Here is a 13513-nt window from a genome sequence, read left to right on the forward strand (position 1 = left end):
CACCACGAGGATGGAGTTAACATCAACGTTCGTATTCAGGAGTGTGCGGAGTAAGGGGGCAGGTCAAAATGAGGCTGCGAAACAGCTCACGAGGACCACGACCAACCGCTTGTTGTTGTGACGTATCACGGCACACCTCACAAAAGTCCGGGAAAAGTTAGCAGCCGAACGAAACCGGAGCAACGGAGACTGGCACCCGTTCCGAATTCGGAACAAATGTCGAGTGCTGCACCTGTCAAAACGTGGTAACTATTCGTGGAAATGCGCCGCCACGGACGCGGAGAAAGGCGAAGCCTGAACTAGAGAACCGAGCCTACAAGGCGCTTGCGACCATTTGTTCACAAATTGCATCTCAGGTGTTCTGAATTCGGAACGCCGCCTGTGACAGTCACCGGTCCGCCTTTCGGGGCTACGAGTCATCGCGGTGCATTGCCCGCGCGGATTGGCTATGCTGGATTACGTGCCACTGCTTGGCGAATTGTGAGCGTATCGAGGTGAGGCGCATCGCCAGAACGAAGGCGGTTGTGACTACATAAGCGGACGTTGTTGGTGCTCCTGAAGTGGCCGATTGCGAAAAGTCTCGCCCGGCCTGAATACCTCCGTCATTTCAGAGCATACGATTGCGGGCGGCTGTTCGTGCGCATTCGACCGTGAGTCGCGCCTTGTTCGCGAGTTCCCGCATCTCGCGTCTTGTGGCGGGAATTGGCGAATCGTTCTTTCGGCGAAATGTCACGCGGCGTGCCCCAGAAAAGTTCGAAAATCGTCTGCCAGGGCCGACCATTTCTTTTCAAACACTTGCGAAATCGCCGGGGCATGGGGGTTTACACAAAAGGGTTTGCATTGTCCGGGCAGGCTGCTGGCCCGGCGTAAACTCCCGCCAAACGCTGGCGGCGGCACCGTGGTATTGCGACTTGCGCTTCAGTAGCGCTAAATCGACTTCGACCAAGCTGCAAACTGGACGGCTAGAGCCGGGAACTTTCATCGGTTGTGTGGCGTAAACCGCCAATATGAAAGTCATACCGACATTTCTGTTGCAAGCGCTGGCCACTGGTTCGCTCTGGATAGCGGGGCTTCTTCCCCTGGTTCTATTGGCCTTCCGTGGTGTTAAGCCTCTGGCTGCCAACCGACTGGCCGTGGCTGCGGGTGTGATCTATTTGGACTTGGCCTGCGTAATGGCTCCCCGAACCGCTTGGTTTCGCGGCTTATCCTGGAACTGGCAGGGGAAAATTCTAGAAGTGCTTTGGGTGCTGCTGCTAGCGTCCGTGCCCGGTTACAGTTTGGCACGCCTCGGCATCCGAGGGCGGTTGGCGCCACGAAGCGTGGGCCCGATTTTGTGCGTGGCTTTGGGAGCTGTGGCGCTGCCAATGGTGTTCTGGTTCCAGGGGATGCGCATGCCGCCGGACCGGGAAACCTTGTTATTTGAGTTGACCATGCCCGGAATCGCCGAAGAGCTTGTCTTCCGAGGAGTTTTCCAATCGTTGCTGAACGAAGCCTTCGGCCAGCCCTGGCGGCTAGGTAAGGCGCCCCTGGGTTGGGGCAGCGTGCTCACCGCGATACTTTTCGTGGTTGGCCACGGCGCACTCTTCGACCACCACCTGCACTTGCAAACCAGCGCGTTCGCCATGCTGTTCTCGTTACCGCCCGCTGTCCTCCTAGGTTGGCTAAGAGAGCGCACTGGGAGCGTGTGGCCGGGCATGGTGGTCCACAATCTTGTCGACGGCTTGCCCCTGCTGGCAAGCCGGTTGCTATGAGATGACAAGGCGCAACCGGTCCGGCCTGGACTGATTTTTGAACATCTGGGACATGTCCTGGGTGGGGCCGGGTAGCTCTTCTGACATCCACCGTTGCTTGGCCGCGGGCGGTGGCAAGCGCATGTGCGTGCATCAAGGCGCAGGCCACACGCCTACGCTTGATCCGCATGGAATGCCGCAGTTAGACACGGTCGGTCGCCGTGCTCGCAGCTTTTAAGAGCCGTTGCCGGATCGCGGAACCGAGTCCTTCTTCCGGAGGCAACGGCGCCACGATGAAGTAGGGCTCTTGCTCGTCCAGCCAACGTAGTCCCGCGTACAGTCGCGCAGCTAATGTGCTCCAGTCTCCCCACCGGCCCCAGTCAAAGCTCAACGGCGCAGCCGTATGCCAGCCGCTCGGCAGCAAGACTCCCACCTCCTGCTCCGACCATGGTTGCACCACTTCAGCGAGTGCGTCTTCCTGTCCGTCGCTCAGCACTAACTTCGTCCGGGGTGCGTAGTGGCGCGACACCATCCCCGGCGAGGGCAAGCCCTTCTCTGGCGGATGCGAAACCGCATCGCCCGCGTCAACCTTGCCAAGCAGCCGTCTCAACTGCTCGGCGGTTACGCCTCCCTGGCGCAGGATGCGCGGCCCAGCGGTGAGATCGAGCACGGTGGATTCCACCCCGATTGGGCACGGACCGCCATCGAGAACTGCCTCGATTCGCCCATCCAGGTCAGCTAACACGTGCTCGGCTCTCGTCGGACTCACGTGCTGAAACCGGTTCGCGCTCGGCGCGGCGATTGGCACTCCGCTCTCCGCGATCAACCGTTCTGCCACCGGATGGGCGGGAAAACGAACCGCCACCGTATCGCGGCCTGCCGTCACTATATCCGGCACCATGGCGTTCTTTGGAAGAACGAGGGTCAGCGGTCCCGGCATAAACGCGGAAAACAGATCATCGACCTTCGCGGGCATCTTCGACGCCAATGACTCCAACATCTCACGCGAACTCACATGCACGATGAGAGGGTCCCAGCGTGGCCGCTCCTTCGCGATAAAGATTTTTTTCACCGCGACGGTGTCGAGAGCGTTCCCGCCAAGCCCGTAGACGGTTTCGGTCGGAAACGCAACCAATCCACCGGCGCGAATAATCTTCACCGCCTGCTCAATGGCGCCGGCATAATTTGCCGATAAACACAGCGTTTGCATGCGCACACGATCTCTATATGAATCTAACTGATGCGGCCCTTTCGAATCAGCCGCGGTCGCAGCGCCGTTGGTTTAAGCAGGCACAATGCGCTAACCTCTTGCGGTGGGGTGATGCCGGTTTGCCAGACGAATGGTAAAAGCGATTTTGTGGGACAACGATGGCGTGCTCGTGGATACCGAGTGCCTTTACTTCGAGAGCACCCAAAGAACCTTGGCCACGATCGGCATTCAACTGAGCCTGGAACAATTTTTCGACTTGTCGATGCGGCAAGGGCGGAGCGCGTTTGATCTTGCGATCAAAAACGGATGTTCACGAGAGCAGGTGATGAATTCGAAGCGCTACCGTGATCTCCTGTACTCCGGCATGTTGCGGCGCCAGACGCGGGTGTTGCCAGAAGTGGAGGAAACCCTGAAAGCGCTCGATCAGCGCATGCGCATGGCAGTCGTGACCAGTTCACAGCGGCAGCATTTTGACACCATGCATGCTGATCTCGGCTTGACCAAGTATTTCGAGTTTGTACTGGCGCGGGAGGATTACGGCAAGACGAAGCCGAATCCCGAACCCTACCTGCTGGCGCTCGAACGACTGGGGATGAGGGCCGAACACTGCGTTGCTGTTGAGGACTCAGAACGTGGTTTGGCAGCTGCCCGCGCCGCCGACCTGCGATGCCTCGTAATCCCAAACGAAATCACCCGGAGTTGTAGCTTTCCGGGAGCCACTGCCGTATTGCCCGGAGCGGCAGCCGTTCTCGACGCCATCGCCCAGTTATAGGGTTGCCTTAACAGGGATCAAGTCCCGGGCGCCCAGTTCAACCGACGCGTCAGGAAAACGCGCCCGGCGTTCGTTGGCCAAGTAGTCCGTTGGTTCCTGCGTGCAGCCCAGCTTGTCCCGCAGCGTGCGGACGGCTTCTTCGATGATCTCGTCTGTCCACCGTGCCAGGAACAACCGCCGTTCGAACAACCCCAGCAAAGTGTCGCGAACGACGGCCTGAACCAGAACGCGTGCATCCACAATCGCCGGGAAATCGGAGATCATCTATTCCTCGGGCCGGGACGAACCTGATATGAGGCGAGGATCGTTCGAGCCGTTGGTCCACTTAAGACGCTTACGAGAGATGGCGAAGGTGCACTGACGAGTCCTCCGCGCAGATTTCTCGTCGTTACGGAAATGAATGAACCCACTCATGTTGTGTTGCAGCAGGCTGAGTCGCAGGCAACCTAAGGCCGCTCAGTAAGACCAACCAATTTCAGTGGTCCCATTTTCGGGACCTGGGGGTCGGAAGTTCGAATTTTCTCTCCCCGGGTTCTTTCTGCAGCCTCCGCCAGCCCGTTCCCTTGTTCATTCCGATCTCTCGCCGAACTCCTGCCGTTTCAATTCAAGAGACTTCGCGGTCGGGGGTCGGTGGGGGGCAAAATGCTCGACAACAGCAACAAGAGCGTTGCCTGAGCTTAAGAACTGAAACCTGAGAACTCAACTCAGTGCTTGTGCTCGTGTGTTTCGCCCGGATGGGTGTGCGGCGCGCCTTTTTCGTGCATCGCCTTGTGCTCCTCTTCTTCTTCCTTGTAGATCGCGGGCACGCCCGCGCTGCCCTTGGCGGGCAGATGCCGGATGAAGTGCACGATCTTCCACATCTCGTCATCTTCCAGGATGCCCTTCCACCCGGGCATGCCGGTCATCTTGATGCCGTTCTCCACGATCCACTTCAGCTGGCCGTCGGAGTATTCCTGCACGTCTTTGTCGCCCAGGTCGGCCACCGGGGGCGACATCTTTTCCGCAAACGGCACGCCGGTATTGTGTCCGTCGTTGCCGTGACAGATCTGGCAGTGATGCTGGAAGTGCATGCGCCCTTCGTCGATCACCGTCGCGGACGAGGCCACCGGATTTTTCCAGTCTTTTCCCCCGATGGCGATTTTCTTGGCTTGTTCCGCCATCAGCGTCTCGATTTTTCCGGGGGCGCTCGCCCGGCACGCGGCCAGTGCCGCGAACGCCAGGATTGGCATCACGACCAGAGCTTTCTTCACGGTGGTCCCTCCAGGCCGACAAAGAATTATATGCGCCGGCGCGCACGTCCTCGGAAACAGTACGAAGGCAACCAGGCGCGTGGATTGCGTCACGTTAGATGCTGCTGTCAGGCAGATCGGCGGAACGGCCCGAGTTCAGCGCCGAAAAGCCGTCGAAAATTGACAAGCTTTTTCGCGCGATGCTACCGTCAGCGACTCTCCTGCGATGCGTGAGTGGCTCGAGTATGTGCCGGTATGGCTGCTGTTGCGGGTGCTCGGCCTGCTCCCGCGCTCGGCAGCTCGCGCCGTCGGCATCGCCGTCGGACGCCTGGTCTACTGGCTCCATCCGCGGCTGCGGCGTGTCGGCGCGCGCAACCTGGAGCTAGCGTTTCCTGAAAAATCTGCGGGGGAGCGCGCCCGCATTCTCCGCGGCATGTACGCCACGCTTGGCCGCCAGCTCGCCGACTTCGCCCACCTCCCACGGTTCACTGGCGAAAACATCGCTGACCTGGTCGTGCACGACGGCCTCGAGCACTACCTCGCGGCCCGCGACCGCGGCAAGGGCGTGCTCTTCGCCACGGCGCACGTGGGCGGATGGGAGATCGGTTCCTACGGGCACGCACTCTACGGCCATCCGCTGCAAATGGTGGTGCGCCCGCTCGACAATGCCCGCCTCGACCGGCTCGTCGAGCGCTATCGCACGCGCAGCGGCAACCGAACGTTTCCCAAGGAAGACTTTGCTCGAGGTTTGCTCGCCGCCACGCGCGACGGCCAGACCGTCGGCATCCTGATGGACACCAACATGACGCCGCCGCAGGGCGTCTTCGTGCCGTTTTTCGGCAGGCTCGCATGCACGGCCAGTGGGCTGGCGCGTGTGGCCCTTCGCACCGACGCGGCGGTCGTTCCGGGCTTCACGATTTGGGACGAACAGCTCGGGAAGTACCGCATCCGCTTCGATCCCGCCCTCGAGCTTGTTCGTACCGGCAACGACGAAGCCGACGCCGTCGCCAACACCGCGCTCTGCACGCAGGTCATCGAAAAGTATGTGCGGCAGCATCCCGAGCAGTGGCTCTGGGTCCACCGTCGCTGGAAAACGCGTCCTCCGGGCGAGCCGCCGCTATACTGAGCGGCAACCATGAGCATGACCGTCCGCCAGATCGCCGACGCCACCGGCGCCCGCATCGTCACCGACGGCGCATCATCGCTCTCCGGCGTAGCCAGTGTTTCCAGCGCGGGGCCCGCCGACCTCATCTTTGTAGAGGACGAGAAGCTCCTGCCCGAAGCGCTCGCCTCGCGCGCCGGCGCGTTGATCGCTGGCGAATTTGCAGCGAACACGGCCACATCGAAGCCGCTGCTGATCGCCAGGGACCCCAAGCTCACCTTCGCCCGCGCCGCAGCGCTGCTGTCCGGCGGCCAGGCTGCCGGAATCCATCCTTCCGCCGTCGTCCATCCAGACGCGAAGCTGGGCGCCGACGTGAGTGTTGGCGCCTGCGCCGTCATTGAAGCCGGCGCGGTCATCGGCGAGGGCTCGCGCATCGGACCCAACGTCACGATTCACTCGCGGGTGAAGCTGGGCGCGCGCGTGGTGGTGCAGGCCAACTCGGTCCTCGGCAGCGACGGCTTCGGTTACGTTCGCGACCCTGCCACCGGCCGCTACACGAAATTTCCGCAGGTTGGGCGGCTCGAGATCGGTGACGACGTGGAAATCGGCGCCGGCTGCACGATTGATCGCGGCGCCCTCGACGCCACCATCATCGGACGCGGCTCGAAGCTCGACAACCTGGTGCACGTTGGCCACAACGTGCGCATCGGAGAAGATGTGGTCATCGCCGCGCAGACCGGCATCTCGGGTAGCACCGTCATCGAAGATGGCGTCCTCGCCGGCGGACAGGTCGGCCTCGCCGAACACGTTGTGATCAAACGCGGCGTCATCCTCGGCGCGCAATCCGGCGTGCCTTCCAACAAGATTCTGCGTGAACCCGGCGTCCATTGGGGCACGCCCGCGCGCCCCCTCAAGCAATATCTGCGCGAGTTGGCGCAGCTGGCTCGACTGACCAGGCGCGAGCAGGAGAAGTAATGGCCACCATCGTCGTCGGCGGACACTCCCGCAGCGTCGGCAAAACGAGCGTGGTGGCCGGCCTCATCGCCGCGCTGCGTGAACATCGCTGGGCGGCGGTGAAGATCACCCAGTACGGCCACGGCGTCTGCTCGATCAACGGCGAGAACTGCGGCTGCGCGGTTGACGACCACACCTGGGCCATCACCGAGGAGACCGATCCCAGCGGCCCCACTGACACCTCGCGCTTCCTTGCCGCCGGCGCGCTGCCTTCGCTGTGGGTGCGCACCAAGCAGGGACGCCTCGCCGAGGCCATGCCCGAACTGCGTCAGCGGCTGCAGGCCGCGCAAAACGTCATCATCGAGTCCAACAGCGTGCTGCGATTCTTGCGGCCCGACCTCTACCTGACCGTCCTCGATCCCTCAACCGCCGACTTCAAGGCCAGCGCGCGCGAGTACCTTGACCAGGCGTCCGCCGCCCTCATCCATGCGGGCGCGCAGTCCACCTGGGATTCGGTTTCCCTCAAGCCCCTGGCCGGCAAACCCATCTTCCGCTTTACTCCACCTGACTACGTGACGCGGGAAATCATTGATTTCGTGCGGGATACACTGTTCTCCGTAACTGCTCGACGCGCCTGATGTGGCTTCCGTTCCGGAAAGGCGCTTTTGGCTTTTGGCTAAAAGCTAACAGCCAGAACCTCGGTTGGCGGTTCGCAACACGAGTGTTAACGGCGGCACTCTGTGGATCGCGATGTTCCCTGCGTCCAGCGCGGCGGCGCACCAGGCGCAGCCGCAGCGTGGTCCGGCAAAGTCGGCCGCGCCCGACGCCGCACCGCTCCAAGCCCCTGGGCTGCTCTGGTGGCGGGCGCAGCGCCGCCGCAATCAGGCCCTGGAGCGCGCCGCGCGCCCGGTCGCGATGGTCGAACTGGTGAGCGTGGTTGCCGCCCTGGCGTCTATCTGCTCACCGCCCGCGAGTAACCGCCCCCTTCGACGGACGCGGCCAACGGCTGGTCACGCCCGCAGCGCAGACTGTCCCAGTCCAGCAATGCCGCTTTCTTAGGCGGCATATAATCGCCCGCCACGGGTATGGCGCCGTTCTTCAAGAAGCTTCTCGTTGGGACATCGGTATGTGCCTTCCTCGGCGCTTTCTTTGCGGCGCATACCTATCTCGCCTACGCCTACAACGGCCCGCCAATCAGCTGGTCGATGGCCTTTATGCTGGCGATGACCAATTGGGTGCTGTGGGGTCTGGCCGCGCCGATCGTGCTCTGGCTCGCGCGTCGGCTGCCGGTGGAGCGGCGCAAGTGGGTGTGGACGATCCCGGCGCACGTCGTGCTGGCCGTCGTTTTTGCGGTTGCGCACATGGTGCTGCTCGTCTGGCTTTCCCCCCTGGTCGGGCACTACAAGCCTAATTACACGGTGGCGCAGGGTGTTCGCGCCTACATGACCAGCCGCTTCAACATGGAGTTCCTCACCTATTGGGGCATGGTCGCCATCGGAACGGCGGTGCAGTACTACCGTCGTTTGCAGGAGCGGCAACTGCAAACCGCGCAATTGGAAACCAGTCTCGCGCAGGCGCAGGTCCAGCTGTTGCGCGCGCAGATGAACCCGCACTTCCTGTTCAACACGCTGCACGCCATCTCCACGCTCGTCTATCGCGATCCCAGCGCCGCCGACCAGATGATCAGCCGCCTCAGCGACCTGCTGCGCCTTTCGCTCGAGAGCGGCTCCGAGCCCCGCATCACGCTCGCGCAGGAGCTCGATCTGGTGAACCGGTACCTGGAGATCGAGCAAATACGCTTCGGCGAACGCCTCCAGGTCGAGCGCGCCATCGCCGACGACACGCTACACGCCGACGTCCCCAGCATGCTCTTGCAGCCGCTGGTGGAAAACGCCATCAAGCACGGCATCGGACAGCGCAGCGCCGGCGGACGCGTCTCGCTCCGCGCCTGGCGCCAGAATTCCGACCTTCGCATCGAACTCCGTGACGACGGCCCCGGCTTTCGCAACGGCAACGGCGCCGCTCGCGGCTTCGGCCTGAACAACACACGGCAGCGGCTCGCGCAAATGTACCCCGACAGGCACGTCTTCGAATTGAGCAACCCGCCCGGCGGCGGCGCTCAGGTGAACATCGCGCTGCCCTTCACCAGCAGCGCTCCCACGGAGGCACAACCATGATTCGCGTTCTCATCGTTGACGACGAGCCGCTGGCGCGCGAGCGCCTCCGCACCCTCCTTGCCGCCGCGCCCGATTGCGAGCTCGCCGGCGAGGCATCCGACGGCGCCCAGGCGGTGGCCGCCATCCAGCAGACTCGCCCCGACCTCGTCTTCCTCGACGTGCAGATGCCCGAGGTCGATGGCTTCGACGTGCTCGCCGCGCTCGACCACGAGAACATGCCGGAAGTGGTTTTCGTCACTGCCTACGACAAGTACGCGCTGCATGCCTTCGAGCGACAGGCCATCGACTACCTGCTGAAGCCCTTCGACAACCAGCGCTTCTATCGCGCCCTGGAACGGGCCCGCACCGTGCTCGAGGCGCGCCGCCAGCGTCAGCTGAATCCCGCGCTTCTGCGGCTCATCGAGCAGGTCTCCGGCAACGGACGCAAGCCCGGCCGGCTGGTGTTCAAGAGCAGCGGCCGCGTGGTGTTTCTCCCCACCGAGACCATCGACTACGTGCAGGCCACCGGCAATTACGTCACCGTGCACGCCGGCGCCGAATCGCATCTTCTGCGCGACACCATGACCAACCTCGAGCAGAAGCTCGACACCGCCAAGTTCGCGCGCATCCACCGGTCGAGCATCGTCAATGTCGACCGCATCAAGACCCTCGAACCGGTGGCCTCAGGCGACTACGTGGTGCTGCTGCGCAACGGCGCTCGCCTGCAACTCAGCCGGACATATCGTGAGCGGCTGGCTTCGCGGATTGGGATGCAGCTCTGAGAACAAAAGCGAACCACAAAGGCACACGGGTTGCGCGAGGGACGCGAGGGAGGACCCTGGAGCTGACGGGTTCAAGAAGGAATAAAGGACCGCGATATCATCGGCGGGCCCATGCGCGCCATCGCCATTCGCGGTCAAGGCGTCACAGAAGCACACCTGTCGCCGTTTCGTCGGTCGGGCATAGAGCTTGCAACCGAAGCTGCCAGCGACCGCGCCGACGCCATACTGGTTTTCGGTGGCGACGGGACGGTCCATCACCAGCTCACCGCCGCCATCGAGCAACGGACCCCGATGCTCGTCGTCCCGTTTGGCAGCGGCAACGACTTCGCCCGCTGCCTCGGCCTGGCGACAGCGGAAGCTTCGCTCGCGGCCTGGAAGGCGTTCTGCGCGGGCGCCGGGAACGTCCGCGTGATTGACGCGGGCCGCATCTGCTCCCCGCAAGCGGCAACCACCGCGTACTTTTGCTGCGTCGCCGGCGCCGGTCTCGACGCCGACGCCAACCGCCGCGCCAACGCGATGCCGCGCTGGCTGCGCGGCAATGGTGGATATTTCCTTGCCGCAGGCCTGGCCATCCTGCTGCGCCGCAATGCGCGGTTTCGGTTCCGCGCCGAGCGCCCGGCGGGAAGCATGCCTTCGGTGGCCATCGAGAGCGCCGGTCCCGAGCGCGTGATGCTGCGCTGGGCCGACGATCCCGTCATCGAAGCCGGCGGGCCGGGCACCCTGATCGCCTTCGCCAACGCTCCCGCCTACGGCGGCGGATTTCGCATGGCGCCGGCCGCACGTCTCGACGACGGCCTGCTCGACGCCGTCTTCGTTCACCGCATCGGCCGGCTGCGCATGCTGCGCCTGGCGGCCGAGCTCCGCGGCGGCACGCACATCCGCCATCCGGAAGTGCAGTATTTGCGCGCCAGCAGGATCGATCTGGAATCCGATCCGCCGCTCGACCTCTATGCCGACGGCGAATTCATTGCCCGCACGCCGCTGCGCATTGAGGTCGTCCCGCGCGCGCTCCAGGTCATCGTTCCCGCCGCAACCAGCTCCGCGGTGTAAACTAACGCCTTATGGCCGGCGAACGATCGCGTACCTGGATTTGGGTGCTCGTAGGCGGCGGGGCCTTCTTGCTCTTCTTCCTTGCCGTCTTCTCGCTGATTTATCTCAGCCTGCGCCAGAACAATGCCGGGTTGGCCTCCGGCTTTGGCGACAAGATCGCCATCGTCGATCTGGAAGGCGTCATCATCGATCCCAAGGACGTCGTCAAGCAGCTCAAGAAGTACGGCGACGATGACTCGGTCAAGGCCATCATCCTGCACATCAACACGCCGGGTGGCGGCGCCGCCGCCAGCGAGGAGATCTACCGTGCGGTGCGCCGCGTGCGCGAGCAGAAGAAGAAGCGCGTGGTGGCGTCCATCGAGACGCTCGGCGCCAGCGGCGGCTACTACGTCGCCTCTGCCGCTAACAAGATCTTCGCCGACGAGGCCAGCATCGTGGGCAGCATCGGCGTGATCGCCGAGTGGTACAACTACGGCGACCTTGTCCGCTGGGCCAAGCTCAAGGATGTGGTCATCAAGGCCGGCGCGTTGAAAGATACCGGCAATCCCAACCGCGACCTGACGCCGGAAGAGCGCGTCTACCTGCAGTCGCTCATCGACGACATGCATGGCCAGTTCATCCGCGCCGTCGCCGACGGCCGCAAGATGAAGGTGGACGAGATCAAGGCCATCGCTGACGGCCGCGTCTGGACCGGCTCGCAGGCGCTGGGCCTGAAGCTGATCGACCAGGTCGGCGATTTCGAGACCGCCGTTGACGACACCGCCAAGGCCGTCGGCATCAAAGGTGAGCCCACGCTCGTGCGCCCGCAGAAAGGGCGCAAGACGCTGCTCGACCTGCTCGCCGGCGACGTCTCGGAATGGATCCCCGATCGGAGCAAGCTGTTGCAGACGAACGTTGGCTTTTACTATCTTTGGAAATAAGCCGGCAAGTTGATCCGATTCAGCGCGCGAAACGGAGCCGCCTCGGTCCGTTGGAACGGCGCACTCAGGGGCCGATTTGCCTGCCTTTCCAGTCAGGCGGCTGAAAATTTGCTGTTTACGGCGCGGGCGGAGCGTGTAAACTCCCCGCAGAACCCCCTTTACGACGAGCCCCTATGACGAAAGCCGACTTGATCGAAGAAGTGTCCAAACTGGTCGAGCTCACCCGCAAGGACAGCGAGGTGATCGTGGAGACCATCTTCGGCAGCATCGTCCGTTCGCTGCACGCCGGCGACAAGATCGAGATTCGCGGCTTCGGCAGCTTCCGTACGCGTCAGCGCAAGCCGCGCGTCGGGCGCAATCCGAAGACGGGGGAGCGCGTCGACGTGCCCGCCAAGAAAATCCCCTTCTTCAAGCCCAGTAAGGAACTCAAGGACCTGGTGAACAGCACCAGCGCCGCCGCCGGCTCTTAACGCCTCATTTCAATTTGCTGCTTCTTTACCGCGCGCGTATGCCGCGCGCCAGGGGAGCGACGCGCTCCTTCGCGTCGCGCGCCCACTCGGCGCCGCGCTCGAACATGTCGCGGGCCTGGTCGGTGAACTCGTCCATCGCCTCGCGCGTGTCCTCGTACCGCCGCCGCAGGTCCCGGCGAAGCTGTTTGCCGCTCTTGGGCGCCAGCAGCAGGGCAGTGACGGCGCCCACGCCGATCCCGACCAGCAGGAAGGTCAGCGCCACGCCCAGTGAGTTGCGCTCCGACGGTTGATATTCGCCGATGCGTTCGTAGTTGCTCATTCCGAATCTCCCTGTCTGCGGGGCCCATGCGCCCCGGAACTTGCCTTGCGCAAATCCCTATTGTACCCAGACTGGAGTTGGATGCGGGCCAGCGCGGCGCCGCTTTTCCTGCCCGCGCAACAGCGTGTAAAATCGAGTGTTCGCGCCCGCCTATTGCGGACGCCCTTGTGCGTCGCCCACCGGCCACGCCGCCGGGCCTCGCCGCCGCTGCATGCGGCATCCTGCATAGCGTTTGAGGAGATTGGAATGGCAATTCCGGCCACACAACTGCGTCCGGGCATGATCATCAAGCACAACAATGATCTGCACAACGTCTTCAGCGTGGAGCACCGCACGCCCGGCAACCTGCGTGCCTTCATCCAGGCCAAGCTGCGCAACCTGCGCACCGGCTCGATGTTCGAGCACCGCTTCCGGTCTTCCGACCCGATCGACAAGATCACCGTCGACGAAGAGAAGATGGAATACCTCTACAGCGACGGCGACCATTACACCTTTATGAACACCGAGACCTACGAGCAGATTACGCTCGGCAAAGACGTGCTCGGCGACGCAGTGGACTACCTGACGCCGAACATCCAGATCTCGGTCGAGTTCTTCGACGGCAAGCCGGTGGGCGTCGAATTGCCGCAGACGGTGGACCTGACCGTGGTCGAAACCGAGCCCGGCCTGAAGAGCGCAACCGCATCCAGCGTCACCAAGCCGGCGAAGACCGAGACCGGGCTCGTCGTGCAGGTGCCGCCGTTCGTCAACGAAGGCGACAAGATTCGCGTGGACACCAGTGAGGGCGCGTACCTCTCGCGCGCATAAAACCAGCTTCGA

Annotated in this window: 15 protein-coding genes; 11 read left to right on the forward strand and 4 right to left on the reverse strand. The window is 63.1% G+C overall.

Annotated elements, in window-relative coordinates; translation table 11 throughout:
• The first annotated feature begins 1007 nt into the window (after positions 1–1007).
• Entirely contained in the window at positions 1008–1751 is a 744-nt protein-coding gene (locus VFA60_07460) for a CPBP family intramembrane glutamic endopeptidase (protein HZQ91609.1), read from the forward strand.
• A gap of 181 nt (positions 1752–1932) precedes the next feature.
• Here the strand turns inward: VFA60_07460 and VFA60_07465 are convergent, their stop codons facing one another.
• Positions 1933–2940, reverse strand: coding sequence for an L-threonylcarbamoyladenylate synthase (locus VFA60_07465; protein HZQ91610.1), 1008 nt, complete (start codon positions 2938–2940; stop codon positions 1933–1935).
• A gap of 130 nt (positions 2941–3070) precedes the next feature.
• Here VFA60_07465 and VFA60_07470 point away from each other — a divergent pair, with 130 nt between their 5' ends.
• Positions 3071–3712, forward strand: coding sequence for an HAD family phosphatase (locus VFA60_07470; GenBank protein ID HZQ91611.1), 642 nt, complete (start codon positions 3071–3073; stop codon positions 3710–3712).
• Here VFA60_07470 and VFA60_07475 read toward each other — a convergent pair.
• Positions 3707–3976 (reverse strand): hypothetical protein, encoded by a 270-nt coding sequence (locus VFA60_07475; protein HZQ91612.1) that lies wholly within the window; start codon positions 3974–3976, stop codon positions 3707–3709. The two genes, VFA60_07470 and VFA60_07475, sit on opposite strands and share 6 nt — an antisense overlap.
• A gap of 440 nt (positions 3977–4416) precedes the next feature.
• Positions 4417–4962, reverse strand: a complete 546-nt coding sequence (locus VFA60_07480; GenBank protein ID HZQ91613.1) for a c-type cytochrome — start codon at positions 4960–4962, stop codon at positions 4417–4419.
• Between the two features lie 205 nt (positions 4963–5167).
• On the opposite strand from VFA60_07480, the gene VFA60_07485 reads away from it, so the two are divergent.
• The 8 genes from VFA60_07485 to VFA60_07520 all read left to right on the forward strand — a co-directional run bounded on the left by VFA60_07485 (position 5168) and on the right by VFA60_07520 (position 12375).
• Positions 5168–6067 carry a lysophospholipid acyltransferase family protein gene (locus VFA60_07485; protein ID HZQ91614.1) on the forward strand — a complete coding sequence of 300 codons (900 nt, stop codon included), beginning with the start codon at positions 5168–5170 and terminating at the stop codon, positions 6065–6067.
• 9 nt (positions 6068–6076) lie between these two features.
• Positions 6077–7018: a UDP-3-O-(3-hydroxymyristoyl)glucosamine N-acyltransferase gene (locus VFA60_07490; protein HZQ91615.1), complete on the forward strand. Its 942-nt coding sequence runs from the start codon at positions 6077–6079 to the stop codon at positions 7016–7018.
• Positions 7018–7635, forward strand: coding sequence for a hypothetical protein (locus VFA60_07495; GenBank protein HZQ91616.1), 618 nt, complete (start codon positions 7018–7020; stop codon positions 7633–7635). The genes VFA60_07490 and VFA60_07495 overlap by 1 nt, the downstream gene beginning before the upstream one ends.
• A gap of 447 nt (positions 7636–8082) precedes the next feature.
• Positions 8083–9174, forward strand: a complete 1092-nt coding sequence (locus VFA60_07500) for a histidine kinase (protein ID HZQ91617.1) — start codon at positions 8083–8085, stop codon at positions 9172–9174.
• The gene (locus VFA60_07505) at positions 9171–9935 is read left to right on the forward strand and encodes a response regulator (protein HZQ91618.1); all 765 of its coding nucleotides are present in this window, start codon (positions 9171–9173) and stop codon (positions 9933–9935) included. The genes VFA60_07500 and VFA60_07505 overlap by 4 nt, the downstream gene beginning before the upstream one ends.
• Before the next feature lie 111 nt (positions 9936–10046).
• The gene (locus tag VFA60_07510; protein HZQ91619.1) at positions 10047–10985 is read left to right on the forward strand and encodes a diacylglycerol kinase family protein; all 939 of its coding nucleotides are present in this window, start codon (positions 10047–10049) and stop codon (positions 10983–10985) included.
• Between the two features lie 11 nt (positions 10986–10996).
• Positions 10997–11905, forward strand: a complete 909-nt coding sequence (gene sppA / locus VFA60_07515; GenBank protein ID HZQ91620.1) for a signal peptide peptidase SppA — start codon at positions 10997–10999, stop codon at positions 11903–11905.
• Between the two features lie 173 nt (positions 11906–12078).
• On the forward strand, positions 12079–12375 hold the full coding sequence (locus tag VFA60_07520) for an HU family DNA-binding protein (GenBank protein ID HZQ91621.1): 297 nt from the start codon (positions 12079–12081) through the stop codon (positions 12373–12375).
• Positions 12376–12400: 25 nt separating this feature from the next.
• Here the strand turns inward: VFA60_07520 and VFA60_07525 are convergent, their stop codons facing one another.
• Entirely contained in the window at positions 12401–12694 is a 294-nt protein-coding gene (locus VFA60_07525; GenBank protein HZQ91622.1) for a YtxH domain-containing protein, read from the reverse strand.
• 246 nt (positions 12695–12940) lie between these two features.
• Here VFA60_07525 and efp point away from each other — a divergent pair, with 246 nt between their 5' ends.
• Positions 12941–13501: an elongation factor P gene (gene efp / locus VFA60_07530; GenBank protein HZQ91623.1), complete on the forward strand. Its 561-nt coding sequence runs from the start codon at positions 12941–12943 to the stop codon at positions 13499–13501.
• Positions 13502–13513 lie beyond the last annotated feature (12 nt).

It is taken from the genome of Terriglobales bacterium (genome assembly GCA_035651995.1).
In the GTDB taxonomy this organism is placed as follows: Bacteria; Acidobacteriota; Terriglobia; order Terriglobales; family Acidobacteriaceae; genus DASRER01.

Bases quoted from the DNA above. Each gene is read 5' to 3' on its own strand.
- sppA (HZQ91620.1), top strand. From the start codon at position 10,997: ATGGCCGGCGAACGATCGCGTACCTGGATTTGGGTGCTCGTAGGCGGC.
- VFA60_07500 (HZQ91617.1), top strand. From the start codon at position 8,083: ATGGCGCCGTTCTTCAAGAAGCTTCTCGTTGGGACATCGGTATGTGCC.
- VFA60_07495 (HZQ91616.1), top strand. From the start codon at position 7,018: ATGGCCACCATCGTCGTCGGCGGACACTCCCGCAGCGTCGGCAAAACG.
- VFA60_07525 (HZQ91622.1), bottom strand. From the start codon at position 12,694: ATGAGCAACTACGAACGCATCGGCGAATATCAACCGTCGGAGCGCAAC.
- VFA60_07510 (HZQ91619.1), top strand. From the start codon at position 10,047: ATGCGCGCCATCGCCATTCGCGGTCAAGGCGTCACAGAAGCACACCTG.
- VFA60_07465 (HZQ91610.1), bottom strand. From the start codon at position 2,940: ATGCAAACGCTGTGTTTATCGGCAAATTATGCCGGCGCCATTGAGCAG.
- VFA60_07485 (HZQ91614.1), top strand. From the start codon at position 5,168: ATGCGTGAGTGGCTCGAGTATGTGCCGGTATGGCTGCTGTTGCGGGTG.
- VFA60_07460 (HZQ91609.1), top strand. From the start codon at position 1,008: ATGAAAGTCATACCGACATTTCTGTTGCAAGCGCTGGCCACTGGTTCG.
- VFA60_07475 (HZQ91612.1), bottom strand. From the start codon at position 3,976: ATGATCTCCGATTTCCCGGCGATTGTGGATGCACGCGTTCTGGTTCAG.
- VFA60_07520 (HZQ91621.1), top strand. From the start codon at position 12,079: ATGACGAAAGCCGACTTGATCGAAGAAGTGTCCAAACTGGTCGAGCTC.
- VFA60_07505 (HZQ91618.1), top strand. From the start codon at position 9,171: ATGATTCGCGTTCTCATCGTTGACGACGAGCCGCTGGCGCGCGAGCGC.
- VFA60_07470 (HZQ91611.1), top strand. From the start codon at position 3,071: ATGGTAAAAGCGATTTTGTGGGACAACGATGGCGTGCTCGTGGATACC.
- efp (HZQ91623.1), top strand. From the start codon at position 12,941: ATGGCAATTCCGGCCACACAACTGCGTCCGGGCATGATCATCAAGCAC.
- VFA60_07490 (HZQ91615.1), top strand. From the start codon at position 6,077: ATGAGCATGACCGTCCGCCAGATCGCCGACGCCACCGGCGCCCGCATC.